The sequence below is a fragment of the Sediminibacterium sp. FW305-C-269 genome (assembly GCF_058231045.1).
The window spans coordinates 399,246-417,162 of record NZ_JBIQXQ010000001.1; the positions used below are offsets into that span (position 1 = coordinate 399,246).

Sequence of the window (17,917 nt, forward strand, 5' to 3'; positions counted from 1 at the left end):
GCTGCATGACCAATTTCATCCCCATATTTCCATTGGGCATCGTGGTTTATCCCGGTGAACAGGTGAACCTGCACATTTTCGAACCCCGTTACAAGCAACTGATCACAGAATGTTATGCAGAGGCAAAACCGTTTGGCATCCCGGTTGTACTGGAGAAAGGCCTTTCCGAAATGGGCACGCTGGTAAGCATCACAGGTATTGCAGCAATGTATGAGGACGGCAAGATGGATATCCATACCAAGGGCCTCCAGGTGTTCAGGACACTGGAACTGATCAAATCCATTCCTGACAAACTCTATAGCGGTGCTATTGTGAACTACCCGAACAATGGAGAAACAAGGCAACCCAAACTGATGCAGCGGGTACTCGAAAATATCCGGGAGCTGCACCGGCTGCTGAACATACAGAAGGATTTTCACAAGCCAGACGAGGAACTCACCAGTTACGATGTGGCGCATCATGCCGGTCTTTCGCTGGAAGAGGAATATGAATTACTGGGACTTTTTCATGAGATACACCGCCTGGAATACCTGAAACAGCACCTCAGCAAAGTGCTGCCCGTGATGACCGGAATGGAAGCGCTCAAAAAAAGGATCCAGCTGAACGGGCATTTTAAAGAGCTGAAAGGCTTTAATTTTGACAAGTAACAGACGTGAATCGTCAGTCGTGAGTAGTCAGTGGGGAGTAGGGCGTGAATGGGCAATGGATTTCTATCATGGCCTATTGCCCATTCACCATTGCCGACTGACGACTGACGACTTACTACTCACCACTCACCACTCACTATGCAAACCACTATTTGTTTCGATTTTGGCAATACACGGTTAAAATGCGCTGTGTTTCACGGCAGGGACTTCAAGGAAGAAGTAGTACTGGATGATGCCGAGCCTGATACCATCCGGGAACTGGTGAACCGGTTCCGGCCGGATAACTCCATCCTGTCATCCGTGATCAACCATCCGCCGGAAATTGAAACAGTGCTGGCAGCGGGCAGCCGTTTTCATAAGCTGGGCCATACCAGCCAACTTCCCTTTACCACCCCCGTTGGCAAACCCGAAACCATCGGGGCCGACAGGCTGGCCATCTGTGCCGCATCGGTAGACCTGTTTCCCGGTCGACATAACCTGGCCATCGGGCTGGGTACCTGTATCACGTATAATTTCATCAACCAGGCGCACGAATTCCTGGGAGGCAGTATTTCTCCGGGTATGAATATGCGTTTCAGGGCCATGCATGAGCAGACCGCCCTGTTACCGCTGATAAAGGCAGAATATGGCTTTCCGCTGGTGGGATATGATACCAAAACCAATATTCTAAGCGGCGTGATCCTCGGAATGGCCAGGGAAATCGATGGAATTATTGACGATTATGCCCGTAAATACGGGAACTTTAACGTGCTGTTAACCGGGGGTGATATGGGTTTTTTTGTACCACACCTAAAAAACAAGATATTTGCCGACCCTAACTTAATCTACAAAGGCCTGTATGCGATCAGTGAGTTCAACAACCGCTAGGATTTTCCTGGCTATTTTACCGGTTTCTTTTCTGCTTAGCTCCTCTGCGCAACAGAACTCCCCTTTTTCCAGGTACGGTCTGGGAGAATTCTATACCAACCAACACGTGATCAGCCGCTCCATGGGAGGCCTCACGGCGGCCTATGCAGATGGCCTCAACAACAACGTGGGCCAGGCAATCAATTTCAACAATCCCGCCACTTACGGTTCCCTGTACATGGTGACTTTTGATGTGGGTCTGACCATCGACTCTCGCTCGCTCGTCAGCAAAACACCTGCCGGAAAGTTCAGCACCAATAATTTCGTTCCTTCCTACCTCTCCCTGGGTATGCCCCTGAAAAGAAGCAAGGGATGGGGATTGGCTTTTGGTCTAAAACCCCTCAGCAATATCAGCTATTCCATCGAGAGCCGCGAAAGGGTTGCCGGTGACAGTCTGCAGACCGTTTACGAAGGACAGGGCGGTTTAAACCAACTATTCATAGGACTCGGTAAAAAGATCGGCAACTTCAGCATCGGCTTCAACACCGGTATGAATTTCGGAAAGCGAGAGATCGATACCAGGAAAGCTTTCCTGAATGATACAGTTTCGTATTACAAATCCATCTCTTCTACCAAAACCAGCTTCAGTGGCATGTTCCTGAATGCCGGTTTCCAGTATGAGTTTTCTCTGGGTAAAAAAGTGAATACGGAAGCTAAAACCACTGAGAACTACCTGCTCAGACTGGGCGCAACCGCAACCCTACAGCAGAAACTGAACGCCTCACAGGACCTCATCAAACAAACCTATACCGCCACTGTGAACGGCGATTACAAGATCGATTCGGTGGCTGAACAATTCAATGTAAAAGGTAAGATCGAATTACCGGCTACCTATACCGCGGGATTCACCCTGCACAAAACACTGAGCAACCAGCGTGGTGTGTTTGAAATGTGGTCGATCGGCGCAGAATACACTTCTACACAATGGACCAAATACCGTTTCTACGGTCAGCCGGATCAACTGTCTAACAGCTGGCAGATGAAACTCGGAGTCCAGTTCTGTCCCGACCCGTCTTCTGGCCGTGGTTACTGGAACAATGTGAATTACCGTGCGGGTGTGTTTACCGGCAAAGACTATATCAACGCAGATGGCAATGGCTTAAAACAGTTCGGCGTATCCTTTGGTGCCGGTTTGCCGATCAAGAAATGGAGGGGATACGATAACCAGTTCACTTTCCTGAACACAGCTTTCCAGATAGGCAAACGCGGTTCAGCCGTTAATAATATCACAGAAAACTATTTCCAGTTCAGTTTTGGAATGAGTTTCAGCGATCTTTGGTTTACCAAACGCAGGTATGATTAATCGGAACCACCATAAAATAATTACCATAGCAGCCTTATTGACGGGCTGCTTTTTTATGCAGTCCTGCGAAAACGACGTGAACGAAGTAAGGGAGCTGGGCCGCAAAAAAGAGAATGTGGAGGAAGGCCGGAATATTGACAGCTACCTGAGTATGGACGGCAAGATGAAAGCGCACCTGACCGCCCCCCTGATGCTCCGTTACCAGGGCGATACCGGCAGAAAAACAGAGTTTCCCAGGTCATTGCATGTGGATTTTTATAACGACAGTACCGCCCTCATCGAAAGCCAGTTAAGCGCCCGCTATGGCCGCTATATGGAGAACGAAAGCAAGGTATACTTACGCGACAGCGTGGTAGCTTTTAATGTGAAAGGTGATACCTTATTCTGTAAAGAAATGTACTGGGACCAGAACCAGCAGAAATTCTACACAGAAAAAGAAGTCACCATCAGCCAGCGTTATCCCCAAAAACGTTTCTCCGGCATTGGTATGATCTGTAACCAAGACCTGACCAACCTTACCCTCTACAAAATACAACCGGGCAGTTTTGCCATGATCGCAGACAGCCTGGCCAACGGGAGCAGCCCTGCAGCGGATACCACACATAAATAGATGACCTTCTGCATTTATTTGAACGCCATGCTCTTGCATATTTGTAACTTGCTGTTCTAAAAAAATCACTATGGAATACAGAAGAATGGGGCGCAGCGGCCTCGAATTAAGCGTGCTCAGTTTTGGCAGCTGGGTAACTTTTCACAAACAGATCGCCGATAACAGCGCCGATGAACTGATGGGACTTGCCTACGATAATGGCATCAATTTCTTTGATAACGCCGAAGGCTACGCTTTTGGTGAAAGTGAGAAAATGATGGGACGCGTATTGAAGGCAAAAAAATGGGACCGGACCTCGTTCACCCTTTCCTCAAAAGTATATTTTGGCTGGCGCGGAAAAGACAACAAACCCAACCAGACCGGACTCAGCCGCAAACACATCGTGGAAGCCTGTCACGAAGCCCTCGGCCGCCTGCAGACCGATTACCTGGACCTTTATTTCTGCCATCGCCCCGATACCAATGTGCCCATTGAAGAAGTGGTGTGGACCATGCATAACCTGATACAACAAGGCAAAGTGCTATACTGGGGAACCAGCCAGTGGAGCGGCGCCGAGATCATGGAAGCGCACCGCGTGGCCCATCAGTACCATATTATCGGACCCACTGTTGAACAGCCGCAGTACAATATGTTCGAACGTTTTAAAGTGGAGCAGGATTACCTGCCGGTATTCAAGAACGTTGGCCTGGGAACCACCATCTGGAGCCCGCTGGCTGCAGGTTTTTTAACCGGCAAGTACAATGAGGGCATCCCCGCAGATTCACGCCTGGCCATTGAAGGTTTTGACTGGCTCAAAAACCGCTGGATACAGGACGCCAAACTGGCCAAAGTAAAACAGCTGACACAACTTGCCGGCGAGTTGGGCGTATCCCTTGCCGCCCTGGCCATTGCCTGGACCATCAAAAACCCGAATGTGACCACCGCCATCCTCGGTGCCACCAAAAAAACACAGCTGGAAGAGAACCTGAAAGCGCTCGATGCCGTAAAACTCCTTTCAGATGATGTCATGAACAAAATCGAAGAGATCCTGCAGAATAAGCCATTTCTTGATCTGGCGTAGAGGGGCAGTAGAGGAGTATGTAAAGTAAATAAGTATATAGGGTAGGTAGGATAGGAAGTGAAATGCCAGAACTGTATCGCAAATAAATTTTGAATATTGAGCAAGGAATGATGAATGTTGAAGTACGCTCAGATCATCATTCCTTGTTCAATATTCATTATTCCACGAGCTCACACAGCCGATTTTTCTCATGTTTTTAGCGATCGGCGAACGTGCCCCGTAAAAACGGGGCATTTGTGTGAGGGGGTGAATGGTGAGTGACATCAATTGTCTTACTTAGCAGAGATATTCTGAAAGTTCACTGGAACATGAGGAGCGTATCACTACTTTATTATTGTTCAGCAGGGTTTCAGCTGTTCACCAACATTACTTTCATAGCATAGTGCTTGTAATGATGGGCTGGCGCATTGTTTTCATAGCAGGATACTTTACAAAACAGGATCCAGGACTGGTCACTGGCAGGCATTGGGAGCCATAAGGTACAAGGCTCCTCTTTTTTGCGGGGCAGGAATACTGGCGATGTAACCGCAGTGATAGAAGGAGGGTTGATGCCACAGGGATCACCCAACAACAGAATAGCCGAAAATTCAAAACCATTGATGAGCTGGTTCTTGACAATGATGATATCTCCATGCGGAGGCCATGACAACCGGATCCCGATACGGCCCTCCTCCTTTTGTACGAACGGTCCACCGATCAGGAGGGATGATAATGTATGTTTCTTCTGAAAATCATAGTCGCGGAAAAAAGCATAGTCGGCTTTTCCTGACCGTGTAAGGCTTTTATGGAGAAAAGAAGAAAAGCGGGTATTGATCCGACCGGGACTCAGCCCACATAAATAGGGCCTCAAAACCTGCAACATCCTGCTGGCAGCCTTACTCGAAACAGAAAGATAGTTGGCATGCAACAACATCTTATCGTTCAATACCGCCGTTTTCTTTAACCCACGTTTCAGGCGCCAAAAGCTTCCCTCCTGTGTCTTAACCAGAATATACCGTTCCGGATCGGGGCAGGGTGGTGGCTGATGCATGGTTTTTCTTATAGCGAAGTTATAGTTAAGTTATAGCGAACTTATAGCTAAGTTATAGCTAAGACTATCCAGTCACTATCCAGTCACTATCCGATCTCTGTCCTGCTCACATACTACTCCTGCCCATTCCATAACCGGTAGCAATTCAGCCTGTATTCGGCTAACACCCGGGAGCGCCCTGCAACCGATCCGATACCTGATAAAAAGGGATCGATCCCAACTGCCTTCCTTGCTAAATATACACAGCAGGTAGGGCTTTGTCAAGACCCGACTGATGATAAAACACCACAACTTTCATCACACAGAAAACATTCTCCTAAAATAATTTTCCATATACATTGCTAAACCCATCATTTACAACAACAATCATCCTGAACATCACCGCACTAACAGAAAAAACTCTAATACCCCCACCCGGCAAATAAAACAACCCTCCCCACTCACTGCTCACGATTCACGCCCTTGTTAATCATAATTTTTCTGTAATTTCCCTCCATGACGGAGTTGTATACCCTTATCTGGATAGGCATTACATTGATCCTGATCGGTTTTTTTGCCGGTTATGAGATCGCTTTTGTATCGGCCAACCGGTTGAGTATCGAACTCAAGAAAAAACAGGGTAAAAAAAGCGGGATCATTTTATCCAATTTTATGGAGCATCCCGCCCGCTTCATCGGTACCTGCCTGATCGGTTTGAACCTGTTCCTGGTGATCTACGGCTTGCTGGTACATGAGCTGATGTCGAAGACCATCTGGACGGCCCTATGGACCAGCCTGAAATTCCAGAACGAATATGTGAAACTGGGTTTTGATACGCTGATGTCGTCGCTGGTGGTACTGGTATTTGGCGAATTCATCCCCAAAGCCATCTTCAGGGCCAAAGCCGATTCCCTGCTGAGTTTTTTTGCGCGTGTAGCCAATTTTTTCCATACCCTGTTCCTGCCCCTGACCAATTTTTTTGTGGATATCTCGCAGTGGATACTCAAGTATATGTTCAATGTACGGTTAAAGGACAAGGAAGATGCTTTCACCAAAGTAGACCTGGAACATTTTTTCCAGCAATCCAAAGAGCAGGATGAAGACAGCCAGGAACTGAACACCGAACTGTTCGAGAATGCGTTAAGTCTGCCTATGGTAAAGATCAGGCAATGCCTGGTGCCGAGGACCGAGATCGAAGCCATTGATATCAATACATCGATAGAAGAAGCCAAAAGGACTTTCATCAGCACGCAGTTGAGTAAACTGGTAGTGTATGATGACAATATCGATTCTATTCTGGGGTATATACACCAGCTGGACCTTTTCAAGAAACCCGATTCCATTAGTTCTGTGTTGCACCCGATCATGGCGGTACCGGAGAGTATGAGCGCTACGGACCTGATCGGCAAATTCACTAAGGAAAGAAAAAGCATTGCCTGGGTGGTGGATGAGTTTGGCGGCACCGCAGGCATTGTGACCATGGAAGATGTGCTGGAAGAGATCTTTGGTGAAATACAGGATGAATACGATGTGGAAGAGCTGGTAGAAAAACAGCTGGCAGAAGATGAATTCATTTTCAGCGGCCGTATGGAACTGGATTACCTGAATGAGAAATACGACATGAAATTCCCTTCAGGCGAATCTGAAACCCTGAGCGGTTATATCATCAACGAACACGAAACCATTCCCAAGCAGAAAGAGACCATCATCATCGATGATTACCGGTTCGATATCCTGAACGTAAGCGATACCCGGATCGAGTCGGTAAAAATGAAGATTCTCCGGTAATACTTTCCGGTACAGTGTAAGTCATTGAACCCTGTTTAAGGGAAGCCCCATGAAAAAAGCCTATTTCTCCGTTGGTTATCAAAGCAGGCCATTACTGGATGCTGAAATAAACGCCATCCGGGAAGTACTTAACGAACACCGGATCCATCTCTTTGTTTTTGTGGACCGATACCGTTTTGTGCCACAGCAAGAACAACAGATGATGCAGCATGCATTCCGTGAAATTGAGGCAGCAGACCTGCTGATCGCCGAAGTTTCTGAAAAAGCCATGGGCGTAGGTATCGAGATCGGTTATGCTGCCGCCCTGCAAAAACCGGTGATCTGCCTGCGCAATGCAGGAGCCGAACATTCCACCACCGCATCCGGAAGTGCTACCCATTCACTTATCTATACGAATGCCGGCGCCATAGCCGCTGTTCTGGAGCCAGTACTGGCAGGGCTGTAAAGCCTGACACCCGCCGAAAAATGCCGGAGCCGGCCAAAAAATCGGCTTATCCACCCCAAAACCCCTGTTTTTTATGTTATCCATACCCGTAACTTTGGCCGCTGATAACAGTCAAAGAACGCAATGGCAATATTTAACAGAAACCGCGGATCGGAAAATAATGAGATGACGTTTATTGATCATCTTGAGGAATTAAGGGTACATATCATCCGCTCGGTACTGGCCATACTGGTCATGGCGGTCATCATCTTCATTTACCGTAACTGGGTTTTTGATAACGTGATCTATGGCCCGCTGAACCCCGACTTCATCAGCTACCGCAAACTCTGCCAGTTCAGTCACTGGGCACATATGGGCGATGCACTTTGTATGCCCGCAGTAAAAGTGAACATGATCAGTAACACGTTTGGCGGTCAGTTCCTCAGCAGTATTTCCATGGCCCTGATCGGTGGTATCATTGCAGCGTTTCCCTTCATATTCTGGGAGTTCTGGCGTTTTGTAAAACCCGCCCTGAAAGAAAAAGAACTCAAGAATACCCGCTTTGTGATCTTCTGGGTAAGTTTTTTCTTTTTTACCGGTTCTGCCTTTGGTTATTTTTTGCTGGGACCCTTCACTTTCAACTTCCTGGGCGGTTTTCAGCTGGGTACACAGGGTTTTATTACCACCATGCCCACGCTGGCGGATTATATAGATAACCTCACCAATATCATACTGGGTTGCGGACTGGCATTTGAACTGCCGGTACTGGCTTTTATCCTTACCAAGATCGGCCTGGTCACACCCAGCTTCCTGCGCCAGGCACGTAAATATGCTATTATAGTTATCCTGATCCTGGCAGCATTCATCACACCCAGTCCCGACTGGATGAGCCAGATGATTGTATTCATTCCTTTATGGCTGCTGTATGAACTGAGTATCCTGGTTTCTGCCAAAGCAAAAAGGGAGCAGGACAAACAGGAAGACGAAGAATGGGATTAAACCGGGTCTGTAGAGCCGATTTGAGGTAACGCATAGTTAAAAGAGTTAAATAGGTTAAAATAGTTAAAATGGGGGGGGCGCTTACGTACCTTCCCCATAACCCTTTAAAACGGTTAAAAGAGGTTAAAATCGTTAAAGCAGTTAGAATGGTTTAGAGCGTTACAGGGCTACCCAGTGAGACCAAGCCCCCCCCTTTAACCTCTTTAACTGCTTTAACCATTTTAACCACCTTGACTTTTTTAACCCCATTTAACCACCTTAACCCCCACCCACCCACTTCTACTCCATTCGTACATTATTTTGCAGCCCTATCTTTCCAATCCGTTAACTTAGCTGCCCTAATCAACACATATGAATTTCGTTTTTGACCCCTCCAAACCCATCGCCATTGGTTGCGACCATGCCGGCTTTGAGTACAAAACAGCCCTTGTAAAATGGTTGACCGATAAAGGTTTCCAGGTAAAGGATTTTGGCACCTATTCTGCCGACTCGGTTGACTATCCCGATTTCGCCCATCCTACGGCCAGCAGTGTTGAGATCGGTGAGACCTCTTTCGGTATCCTGCTTTGCGGCAGTGCCAATGGGGTGGCTATAAGCGCCAACAAACACCAGAAGATCCGTGCGGGCCTGTGCTGGCAGAATGATGTGGCATTGCTGGTACGCAAACACAACGATGCCAATATGATCTGTATCCCCGCCCGTTTTGTATCACTGGCGCTGGCGGAACAGATGCTGGAATTATTTATGACCACCGAATTTGAAGGTGGACGCCACGCCACCCGCGTAGGTAAGATCGCTTGCTCTTAACCAAACCATACATGATGAAAAAACTGCTACTGCTCTGCCTGCCGTTTGCCGCAACACTGGCAATGGCGCAGAAAGGGGATGATGTTGCCGCTAAATATGCCGCACTGATCACCCAACAAGGATTACAAGAAAAACTGACCATCCTGGCCGGACCCGAAATGGAAGGCCGTGAAACCGCTTCCCCGGGCCAGAAAAAAGCCGCTGCATTTATTGAAGACCATTTCAAAAAGATCGGCCTGAAACCAGGCAATGGCGATAGTTACCAGCAATTATACCCTGTTTATGAGGAAGTGCTAAGCGAAAAGAAATTCCGCATAAATGGTAAATCCTATGAATGGGATAAAGATTTCATGTTCAGTATGCAGGCAATCTCTACTGGCAACTGGAATTATAACAGTGTTGTATTTGCAGGCTATGGCAATGTAGATTCTGCCACCAATGTTAACGATTATGAGGGCCTCAATGTACAAGGTAAGCTCGTACTCGTAATGGATGGAGGCTTAACAGCTGCACCTGTTGCCGGACGCAACTTCGGAGGTCCTTCTGCGGCCAAAATAAATGCTGCTCGCAAAAATGGCGCTGCAGGAATATTGATAATTTCAGCAGATTTCCCTCGCAAATATCCTACTTCTATCAAGGGACGTTTGTACATCACTAAACCTACTACTGCTGCGGCTACCAACCATTTTGTGGTAGCTACTATTTCTGAGGAAGTTGCCGCCGCTTTATTGGGAAGAACCACCAAAATTTCTCAGGCTGAATTGAAAAATACCCCCAAAGGAAACTATGTATCTGAAGTAGCCATTAGCGCTATTAAGAATACAGAAACACTGGAAAGCAGTAATGTGATCGGTGTATTACCCGGAACCGATAAAAAAGATGAATACGTATTCCTGACCGGCCACTACGACCACCTGGGCAAACAGGGTAATACCATCTTCTATGGTGCCGATGATGACGGTTCAGGTACTGTAGGCGTAATGCAAATGGCAGAAGCCTTTGCTGCAGCCGCCAAAAAAGGGAACAAACCCCGCAGAACGATGGTCTTCATGACGGTCAGTGGTGAAGAAAAAGGGTTAATAGGCTCTGCTTACTACTCAGAACACCCAACGGTAGATATGGCCAAAATATCTGTTGACCTAAACACCGATATGATCGGAAGAGGTGACTCTTCACGCAAAGGGGATACACTGAACTATATTTATGTGATCGGTCACGACAAATTAAGTTCTGATCTGGCCCCGATCAATGAAGGCGTGAACAAACAATACGTGAACATTGCATTGGATTACAAATACGATGATCCCAACGACCGTAACAGGATCTACTACCGCAGCGACCATTACAATTTTGCCCGCAAAGGTGTTCCCATCCTGTTCTTCTACGATGGTATGCTGGGTGCTGATTACCATAAACCCACCGACACCGTAGACAAGATCCAGTTCGGCATCATGGAAAAACGTACCCAACTGGTATTCCATACTGCCTGGGTAATTGCCAACCGCGATACCATGCTGAAAAGAGACATTCCATTGACCATGCCTGCGAGATAATAAACGCAGAAATATCATAAAAAAGCGAAGCCGCATCGGAATGATGCGGCTTCGCTTTTTATAAACAGGGAGGTACTTATTTTGCTTTTTTCAACACCATCAATATCTCACCCTGTGGCTGTTTAACAGTGATGCGGAGTTTGTCTTCCTTAAAATCCGCTTTCAACACATCTTCTTTCTGGTTCTTATCGGTGGTGATGATGGTGGAATTGGCCTCATCCACTTTGTACGTGGCCGACTCTGCCATTTCCATGCCCGTACCCAGCTCTGCCGTACCGTCTTCCTTGAAGATGAAAGCCACATTATTGAATATGCTGAGCTGCGGTTTCATCATAGCGGTGATGGATGCCAGTTGTTGCTCGTCTTTTACCTGTGCTTTCATCATCTCGCCAAAAGCAAGTGAATCTTTATCGATACTGTAAAAGAACATACCTGTCATCTCTACTGCAGACACGTTCCATTTACCAATTACATTGGCTTTAGTTAGTTTGGTTTGTGCCTGGATCTGGAAAAAGAATACTAAGCTGAATCCAAGCAGGATAATTTTTTTCATGAAATGGTTTGTAAATGATTAAGAAAAGAAAGATAAGGAGGATTGCGGGGAAACCTGGGATCTCTTTGTTGTTTTTTTGTTATAGAGATATATCCAATAAAAACGTCATTCCGAAAAAAGGATAGCTTAGGTAGTTACCCGCATCCCATCCGAAATGACGTTTCCTAATTCTTTCTTATTACCAACCCAGCAGGTAAGCAAAGATCAATGGCACCACGATGGTGGCATCACTCTCTACAATGAATTTGGGCGTATGGATATCCAGTTTACCCCAGGTGATCTTTTCATTGGGAACCGCACCTGAGTAGGAACCATAAGAAGTGGTAGAATCACTGATCTGGCAGAAATAACTCCAGAAAGGCACATCATGCCATTCCAGGTCCTGGTACATCATGGGCACCACGCAAATGGGGAAGTCGCCGGCAATTCCACCGCCGATCTGGAAGAAACCTACTCCTTTACCACCGCTGTTCTGGCGGTACCAGTCGGCCAGCCATACCATGTATTCGATACCGCTTTTCATCGTGCTGGCTTTCAGTTCATTCTTGATCACATAGGAAGCGAAAATATTACCCATGGTACTGTCTTCCCAACCCGGAACCACGATCGGCAGGTTCTTTTCTGCGGCAGCCAGCATCCAGCTGTTCCTGGGGTCGATCTCATAGTATTGTTCCAATACGCCGCTCAGCAGCATTTTGTACATGTACTCATGCGGAAAATATCTTTCTCCTTTGGCATCGGCTTCTGACCAGATCTTATGGATATGCTGCTGCAACCTTCTGAATGCCTCTTCTTCAGGAATACAGGTATCAGTAACACGGTTATAATGGTTCTCCAACAGGTCCCATTCTTCCTGCGGACTCAGATCACGGTAGTTGGGAACACGTTTGTAGTGGCTATGTGCCACCAGGTTCATGATGTCTTCTTCCAGGTTGGCGCCGGTACAGCTGATGATGGCCACTTTATCCTGGCGGATCATTTCGGCCAGGCTGATGCCCAGTTCTGCGGTACTCATGGCACCGGCCAGACTTACCAGCATTTTGCCCCCTTCCAGCAGGTGGGTCTCGTATCCTTTGGCTGCATCGATCAATGCGGCGGCATTAAAATGCCTATAATGGTGCTGGATAAACTGCGAAACAGGTCCTTTACTCATGGTTCTTGATTTAGGGGGCAAAAGTAATTTTTTTGACCGGTTTTTTGCCGGAATAGAAGGTTGGGCAATATTTATTTTTCCGTACCGGGATCTTACCGATATTTTTGCACCTGACCCCTTGCATGCATTTACTGAACAGATCCATAACAATTGGTAGCCTGCGCATACCCCTGCCGGTATTTGCCTGGTTTTTTTTGGCCATACTGGCCGCCATTGCCGAGATCAGTCGCGGACAGGAAGCCATCAACAACTACTATATTTTCAAGGGGGTCTTTGAGCACACACTGGCACAAAAACATTTGTACCTGCAGTATCCCGGCGAATACCTGGACTCTAACCATTACGGACCGCTTTTCAGCATACTGATAGCACCCTTTGCCCTTTTGCCGGTATGGCTGGGTTGTTTTCTCTGGTGCCTGGCCAATGCCGGGGTCCTGTTCTACGCCATCCAACAATTACAACTGAGCAAAAAACAGGAGCTGCTCATCTTACTGATCGGGCTGGTGGAAATGATGACCGCCATACACAACGTACAGTTCAACCCCATGCTCACCGGGTGGATCCTGTTAAGTTATGTGTTGGTAGAAAAAGAAAAAGACGGATGGGCAGCTTTATGTATTATGGCCGGGTTCTTTATAAAATTGTATGGCATTGTGGGTGTGGCATTTTTCCTGTTCTCAAAACATAAATTGCGCTTCCTGCTTTCTTTGGTTTTCTGGGGAGTGGTTCTGTTCTGTTTGCCAATGTTGCTGTCTTCTCCGGAATTCATCATTCAATCCTATAAGGACTGGCTCCAGTCCCTTATACAAAAGAATGCCGAGAATGTGAACCTCGCCGGTGAAAACCTGATGCAGGATATTTCGGTGATGGGTATGATCCGCCGCATGGGGCATGTACAGGTGAAGAATTACTTTGTTATCGGTCCTGCCGCCCTGTTTTACGCATTGCCTTTTTTACGGATCAGCCAATACCGGTATGCAACGTTCCGGATGAGCTACCTGTGCCTGCTGCTGATCGGCGCAGTGATCTTCAGCTCTTCGGCAGAATCTTCCACATTCGTGCTGGCGGTAACCGGTATTGCTTTGTGGTACAGCATACAGGAAGAGCCCCGCAAGAAATGGATGAACGCCTTGCTCCTGTTTGTGATCCTGCTCACAAGCCTGTCGGCAACAGACCTGTTTCCACCTTATGTAAGACGGAATATCATTTTGCCCTATTCTCTGAAGGCGCTGCCTTGTTTTACTGCCTGGTGTGTGATCGTTTACCAGCTGTTGCGAAAAGATTTTGCAGGTACAGTGCTGCCTGCCGGAACTGCAACACAAACACAGGAACTGCAGAAATAATTGTATTTTGCCTACGCATGAAACCCTTTAGCCGTTAGCTGATGAAAAAACGGATCTCCATAGTTATTCCTGCCTGCAATGAAGAGGCCAATGTAAGTGTGATCACCAGCGCATTGCAGATGACTTTTGCCAGCCTGCCCTACCTGTACGACATCACTTTTATAGACGATGGCAGCACCGATGGCACGCTGAAAGAACTAAAACAGCTGGCTGCCCTTCACCCCAATGTTTTCTTCATCTCACTGTCGCGCAACTTCGGTCATCAGAACGCTTTAAAAGCCGGGCTGGATATGGTGGATGCCGATGCGGTGATCATGATGGACGGTGACATGCAGCACCCACCAGAGCTGATACCGGATATGATCAAACAATGGGAAGCAGGTTATGACATTGTATACACCATCCGCAAAGACCATAAAGAAATGCCATTGATGAAACGTAAAACATCCAATATGTTCTACGATCTCATCAATAACCTATCCGATATAGAACTGGAGCCCGGCACAGCCGATTTCCGTTTAATGGACCGCAAAGTGGTGGAAGTGTTCCGCGCATTCAAGGAAACCGATCTGTTCATGCGTGGCCTGGTAAAATGGATGGGCTTTAAACAGCTGGGACTGGAATATGATCCTGCTCAAAGAACACAGGGCAAATCAAAATATACCGTAAAGCGGATGATCCGTTTTGCCTTACAGGGTATCACGTCTTTCAGTACCAGGCCACTGTATATTGCAGCCTATCTTGGTTTCCTGTTCTCGCTGGCTTCGCTGTTGTACATCCCTTACATTGTATACAGTTATTATTTCGGCCACCCGATCTCCGGTTGGAGCTCCATGATCGCCACCATTGCTTTCTTCGGGGGATTACAATTGATGATCCTCGGTATCATCGGAATGTACCTGGGTAAACTGTTCATGCAGGGCAAACAAAGGCCACATTACATTGTAAAAGAATCAAATCTTCCGGCATGAACCGTTTTGTGCTCCTGAGTTTCGACGTGGAAGAATTCGACATGCCACTGGAATACAACTTCCCCATCAGTGCCGAAGAACAGATGCGCGTTGGTAAACAGGGACTGGATGCCATTGCGCCCGTACTGTCAGATCCGGCCATTACCAGTACGCTGTTCACTACGGCCAACTTTGCCATGCATTACCCGGCTGCTATCAGGCAACTGGCGCAGCAGCATGAGATCGCTTCGCATACTTTTTATCATTCTGATTTTACAGACGAACACCTGCTATTATCCAGACAGAAACTGGAAGAGATCAGTGGCCAGAACATAACAGGACTGCGTATGCCCCGCATGCGCAAAGTGTCCATGCAGGAAGTAAAAAAAGCAGGTTACCTCTATGATTCATCTGTTAACCCTACCTGGTTACCCGGCAGGTACAATAACCTGCACCTGCCCCGTACCCTTTATCTGGATGAAGGAATGATACGTGTGCCGGCTTCCGTATCGCCCCTGTTGCGCATCCCGCTTTTCTGGCTGAGTTTTAAGAACCTGCCCTATGCCGTTTTTAAACAGCTGAGTGTACAGACACTGCGAAAAGATGGCTATATCTGCCTCTATTTCCATCCATGGGAGTTCACCGATATCGGCAATTATGGGTTACCGGGTTTTACCAAAAAACACCATGGCCTGGTTTTACTGAATCGTTTACAGCAATTGGTCAAAGACCTGAAAAAAGAAGGCGACTTCATTTCAATGCATGATTTTGTAAAACAGAAAGCCCCTCAATAGCAGGGCCTCCGTGATTTTTGCAACCTAACCTGTACTTATTTTTCGAATCCTTTGAATTTAGAAACAGCGCCATACAGTGACACTTCCAGGATCTGTTTTTTAGTACCATCTTCCAGCGAAAGGAAATAAGATTTATCGCCATCCCTGTCAAACTCGAGGGCTTCCTTTACCCGGTAAGAAGCATATTCTTTTTTGATTTTCTGGATCGCATTCAGGGGAAGTTTTTTCAGGTCCACTTTACGGGTCAGTCCTATAAGGTCGCCCTGTCCATCAAAGAATGCTTCTACATTCTCATCAGCAATACTGAAGCTGGCTTTCAGATAAGCATTCGTAGCGCTCCATACCACATTCTGCGCGCCATGAAAACGTGATTCAAAATTGCTTTTCACCTTGTAGTTCAATCTGGTGGTTACATCTGCCGCAAAAGCGGTGCTTCCTGCTACCACCACGAACAGGGCAGCGATGAATAATTTTTTCATAGTTTTTGTTTTCGGTTTTTTAATGATTGGCTGTTGTCATTTCTGTTTGACAAATCAAATGTAGAAAGCCAGGTTGCCGGTTTTAGCGAATTGTGACGAGAGCAGGTATCCCTCCGGCAAATTGGTACGAACGGCAGATGAACGGTCCTGATCAATTGAGCCAGGTACTACAGAATGTAGTCCTGCTAAGCATTTGAGCACATTTCTTAACAAAATCACAAAAGCCGTTACCAACGGGTTAATTTTGAAAAGTGGCGCGAAATGAAGGAACTTTACCACATAAAGTGTTCATTCACTCATTCACTCATTCACTCATTCACTCATTCACTCATTGAATCATGAACTACCTCGCCCACGCATATCTCTCCTTCAACGATCCGGGCATACTTGTGGGCAATATGATCAGCGATTTTGTAAAGGGTAAAAAACAATACGAATACCCCGATACCATACAAAAAGGCATCCGGCTGCACAGGCTTATCGACAGCTATACCGATCAGCACCCTGCCACCCGGGAGGCGAAAGCCATTATGAAACCGGCGGTAGGCGCCTATGCCGGCGCATTTATCGACGTGGTGTATGATCATTTCCTGGCAAAAGACGAATCGGAACTGGCCGAACCGGAATTACAGCTTTTTGCAGAACAGGTATATGCACAATTGACTGCTCATCATCACCTGTTACCCGAAAAATTTGCCGGCATGTTACCCTATATGCGTACCCAGAACTGGTTATACCATTACCGATCGGAATATGGTATTGAAAAAAGTTTTGGGGGACTGGTACGCAGAGCCGCCTACCTGGATGATGCTTCTGAAGCTTTCCGTGTATTCAGGAAAGAATATGCGGAACTGGAAAAACTATATGCTGCCTTCTTCCCGGATGTTAAATCATTGGCTTCCGCACATTTCAGCGAGTTACTATCCCAATAGCATTTATCTTTGAAAAAATCCATTTACATGAAACTATTCTTTAGCCTGGCATGCCTGCTGCTGTTGACCACGACCCAGGCACAACCCAAACCGACCGAACTGGATAAGTCGCCAATGGATATGAGCTATTGGCCCAATAACTACCCCTTACTGAAAATGAGCGGCAAAGCCGGCGCCTTACCGGTGGCACGCGTATTATATGGTCGCCCCCTGAAAAATGGACGGAACATCTTTGGCGGCATCCTCAAATACAATGAACTCTGGCGCCTGGGTGCCAATGAAGCTACCGAGATCGAATTTTTCAGCAATGTAAAAATCGCTGGCAAATCCATTGCCAAAGGACGTTATACTTTATACTGCATCCCCTCCGAAAGCAAATGGACCATCATTGTGAACCGGGATAATTACAGCTGGGGGGGATACACTTACGACAGTAAAAAGGACGTGCTGCGCACAGATATCGATATTGAGAAAAACACCGATACCGTGGAAGCATTCACGATGTATTTCGAAGATGGCAAGAACAGCGCTAACCTGGTTTTTCTCTGGGATGACCTGAAAGCCAGCTTACCGATTACCATACAGCCAAAATAACTTCTTCATTCTA

General features: G+C 46.9%; 19 protein-coding genes. 15 read left to right on the top strand and 4 right to left on the bottom strand.

Features of this window, described 5'->3' with window-relative positions; all coding sequences use genetic code 11:
* Positions 1-5: 5 nt before the first annotated feature.
* The 5 genes from ACH3Y6_RS01650 (at position 6) to ACH3Y6_RS01670 (ending at position 4,526) form a co-directional block, all read left to right on the top strand.
* Positions 6-647, top strand: coding sequence for an LON peptidase substrate-binding domain-containing protein (locus tag ACH3Y6_RS01650; RefSeq protein ID WP_490833826.1), 642 nt, complete (start codon positions 6-8; stop codon positions 645-647).
* Positions 648-785: 138 nt separating this feature from the next.
* Complete coding sequence (locus ACH3Y6_RS01655; protein ID WP_490833827.1) at positions 786-1,514, top strand: type III pantothenate kinase; 729 nt, start codon at positions 786-788, stop codon at positions 1,512-1,514.
* The gene (bamG, locus tag ACH3Y6_RS01660; RefSeq protein ID WP_490833828.1) at positions 1,486-2,856 is read left to right on the top strand and encodes a BamG family beta-barrel-assembly machinery protein; all 1,371 of its coding nucleotides are present in this window, start codon (positions 1,486-1,488) and stop codon (positions 2,854-2,856) included. Before ACH3Y6_RS01655 ends, bamG begins: the two co-directional genes overlap by 29 nt.
* Positions 2,849-3,466: an LPS export ABC transporter periplasmic protein LptC gene (gene lptC / locus ACH3Y6_RS01665; protein WP_490833829.1), complete on the top strand. Its 618-nt coding sequence runs from the start codon at positions 2,849-2,851 to the stop codon at positions 3,464-3,466. The genes bamG and lptC overlap by 8 nt, the downstream gene beginning before the upstream one ends.
* Before the next feature lie 70 nt (positions 3,467-3,536).
* Positions 3,537-4,526 carry a potassium channel beta subunit family protein gene (locus ACH3Y6_RS01670; RefSeq protein ID WP_490833830.1) on the top strand — a complete coding sequence of 330 codons (990 nt, stop codon included), beginning with the start codon at positions 3,537-3,539 and terminating at the stop codon, positions 4,524-4,526.
* A gap of 349 nt (positions 4,527-4,875) precedes the next feature.
* Here ACH3Y6_RS01670 and ACH3Y6_RS01675 read toward each other — a convergent pair whose 3' ends face one another.
* Complete coding sequence (locus ACH3Y6_RS01675) at positions 4,876-5,556, bottom strand: hypothetical protein (RefSeq protein ID WP_490833831.1); 681 nt, start codon at positions 5,554-5,556, stop codon at positions 4,876-4,878.
* Between the two features lie 495 nt (positions 5,557-6,051).
* Between ACH3Y6_RS01675 and ACH3Y6_RS01680 the strand changes: the two genes are divergently transcribed.
* From ACH3Y6_RS01680 to ACH3Y6_RS01700, 5 genes are all read left to right on the top strand, one after another.
* Positions 6,052-7,323: a hemolysin family protein gene (locus ACH3Y6_RS01680; protein ID WP_490833832.1), complete on the top strand. Its 1,272-nt coding sequence runs from the start codon at positions 6,052-6,054 to the stop codon at positions 7,321-7,323.
* A gap of 49 nt (positions 7,324-7,372) precedes the next feature.
* Complete coding sequence (locus ACH3Y6_RS01685) at positions 7,373-7,768, top strand: nucleoside 2-deoxyribosyltransferase (RefSeq protein ID WP_490833833.1); 396 nt, start codon at positions 7,373-7,375, stop codon at positions 7,766-7,768.
* A gap of 165 nt (positions 7,769-7,933) precedes the next feature.
* Entirely contained in the window at positions 7,934-8,746 is an 813-nt protein-coding gene (gene tatC, locus ACH3Y6_RS01690; protein WP_490833834.1) for a twin-arginine translocase subunit TatC, read from the top strand.
* Positions 8,747-9,097: 351 nt separating this feature from the next.
* Complete coding sequence (gene rpiB, locus ACH3Y6_RS01695; protein WP_490833835.1) at positions 9,098-9,553, top strand: ribose 5-phosphate isomerase B; 456 nt, start codon at positions 9,098-9,100, stop codon at positions 9,551-9,553.
* Positions 9,554-9,564: 11 nt separating this feature from the next.
* Positions 9,565-11,106, top strand: coding sequence for a M28 family peptidase (locus tag ACH3Y6_RS01700; protein WP_490833836.1), 1,542 nt, complete (start codon positions 9,565-9,567; stop codon positions 11,104-11,106).
* Between the two features lie 76 nt (positions 11,107-11,182).
* Here ACH3Y6_RS01700 and ACH3Y6_RS01705 read toward each other — a convergent pair whose 3' ends face one another.
* Both ACH3Y6_RS01705 and ACH3Y6_RS01710 read right to left on the bottom strand, forming a co-directional pair.
* Positions 11,183-11,659, bottom strand: coding sequence for a hypothetical protein (locus ACH3Y6_RS01705; protein WP_490833837.1), 477 nt, complete (start codon positions 11,657-11,659; stop codon positions 11,183-11,185).
* 178 nt (positions 11,660-11,837) lie between these two features.
* Positions 11,838-12,812 (bottom strand): deoxyhypusine synthase family protein, encoded by a 975-nt coding sequence (locus tag ACH3Y6_RS01710; protein WP_490833838.1) that lies wholly within the window; start codon positions 12,810-12,812, stop codon positions 11,838-11,840.
* A gap of 122 nt (positions 12,813-12,934) precedes the next feature.
* On the opposite strand from ACH3Y6_RS01710, the gene ACH3Y6_RS01715 reads away from it, so the two are divergent.
* From ACH3Y6_RS01715 to ACH3Y6_RS01725, 3 genes are read left to right on the top strand one after another with little or no spacing between them, the layout of a single operon-like run.
* Complete coding sequence (locus ACH3Y6_RS01715) at positions 12,935-14,155, top strand: glycosyltransferase family 87 protein (RefSeq protein WP_490833839.1); 1,221 nt, start codon at positions 12,935-12,937, stop codon at positions 14,153-14,155.
* A gap of 41 nt (positions 14,156-14,196) precedes the next feature.
* Positions 14,197-15,126 (top strand): glycosyltransferase family 2 protein, encoded by a 930-nt coding sequence (locus ACH3Y6_RS01720; protein WP_490833840.1) that lies wholly within the window; start codon positions 14,197-14,199, stop codon positions 15,124-15,126.
* A complete protein-coding gene (locus ACH3Y6_RS01725; RefSeq protein ID WP_490833841.1) occupies positions 15,123-15,899 on the top strand; it encodes a polysaccharide deacetylase family protein in 777 nt (258 codons plus the stop codon). The genes ACH3Y6_RS01720 and ACH3Y6_RS01725 overlap by 4 nt, the downstream gene beginning before the upstream one ends.
* Positions 15,900-15,934: 35 nt before the next feature.
* Here the strand turns inward: ACH3Y6_RS01725 and ACH3Y6_RS01730 are convergent, their stop codons facing one another.
* Complete coding sequence (locus ACH3Y6_RS01730; protein ID WP_490833842.1) at positions 15,935-16,378, bottom strand: hypothetical protein; 444 nt, start codon at positions 16,376-16,378, stop codon at positions 15,935-15,937.
* Between the two features lie 338 nt (positions 16,379-16,716).
* On the opposite strand from ACH3Y6_RS01730, the gene ACH3Y6_RS01735 reads away from it, so the two are divergent.
* Both ACH3Y6_RS01735 and ACH3Y6_RS01740 read left to right on the top strand, forming a co-directional pair.
* Positions 16,717-17,310: an acyl carrier protein phosphodiesterase gene (locus tag ACH3Y6_RS01735; protein ID WP_490833843.1), complete on the top strand. Its 594-nt coding sequence runs from the start codon at positions 16,717-16,719 to the stop codon at positions 17,308-17,310.
* Positions 17,311-17,337: 27 nt separating this feature from the next.
* Positions 17,338-17,904, top strand: a complete 567-nt coding sequence (locus ACH3Y6_RS01740; RefSeq protein ID WP_490833844.1) for a DUF2911 domain-containing protein — start codon at positions 17,338-17,340, stop codon at positions 17,902-17,904.
* Positions 17,905-17,917 lie beyond the last annotated feature (13 nt).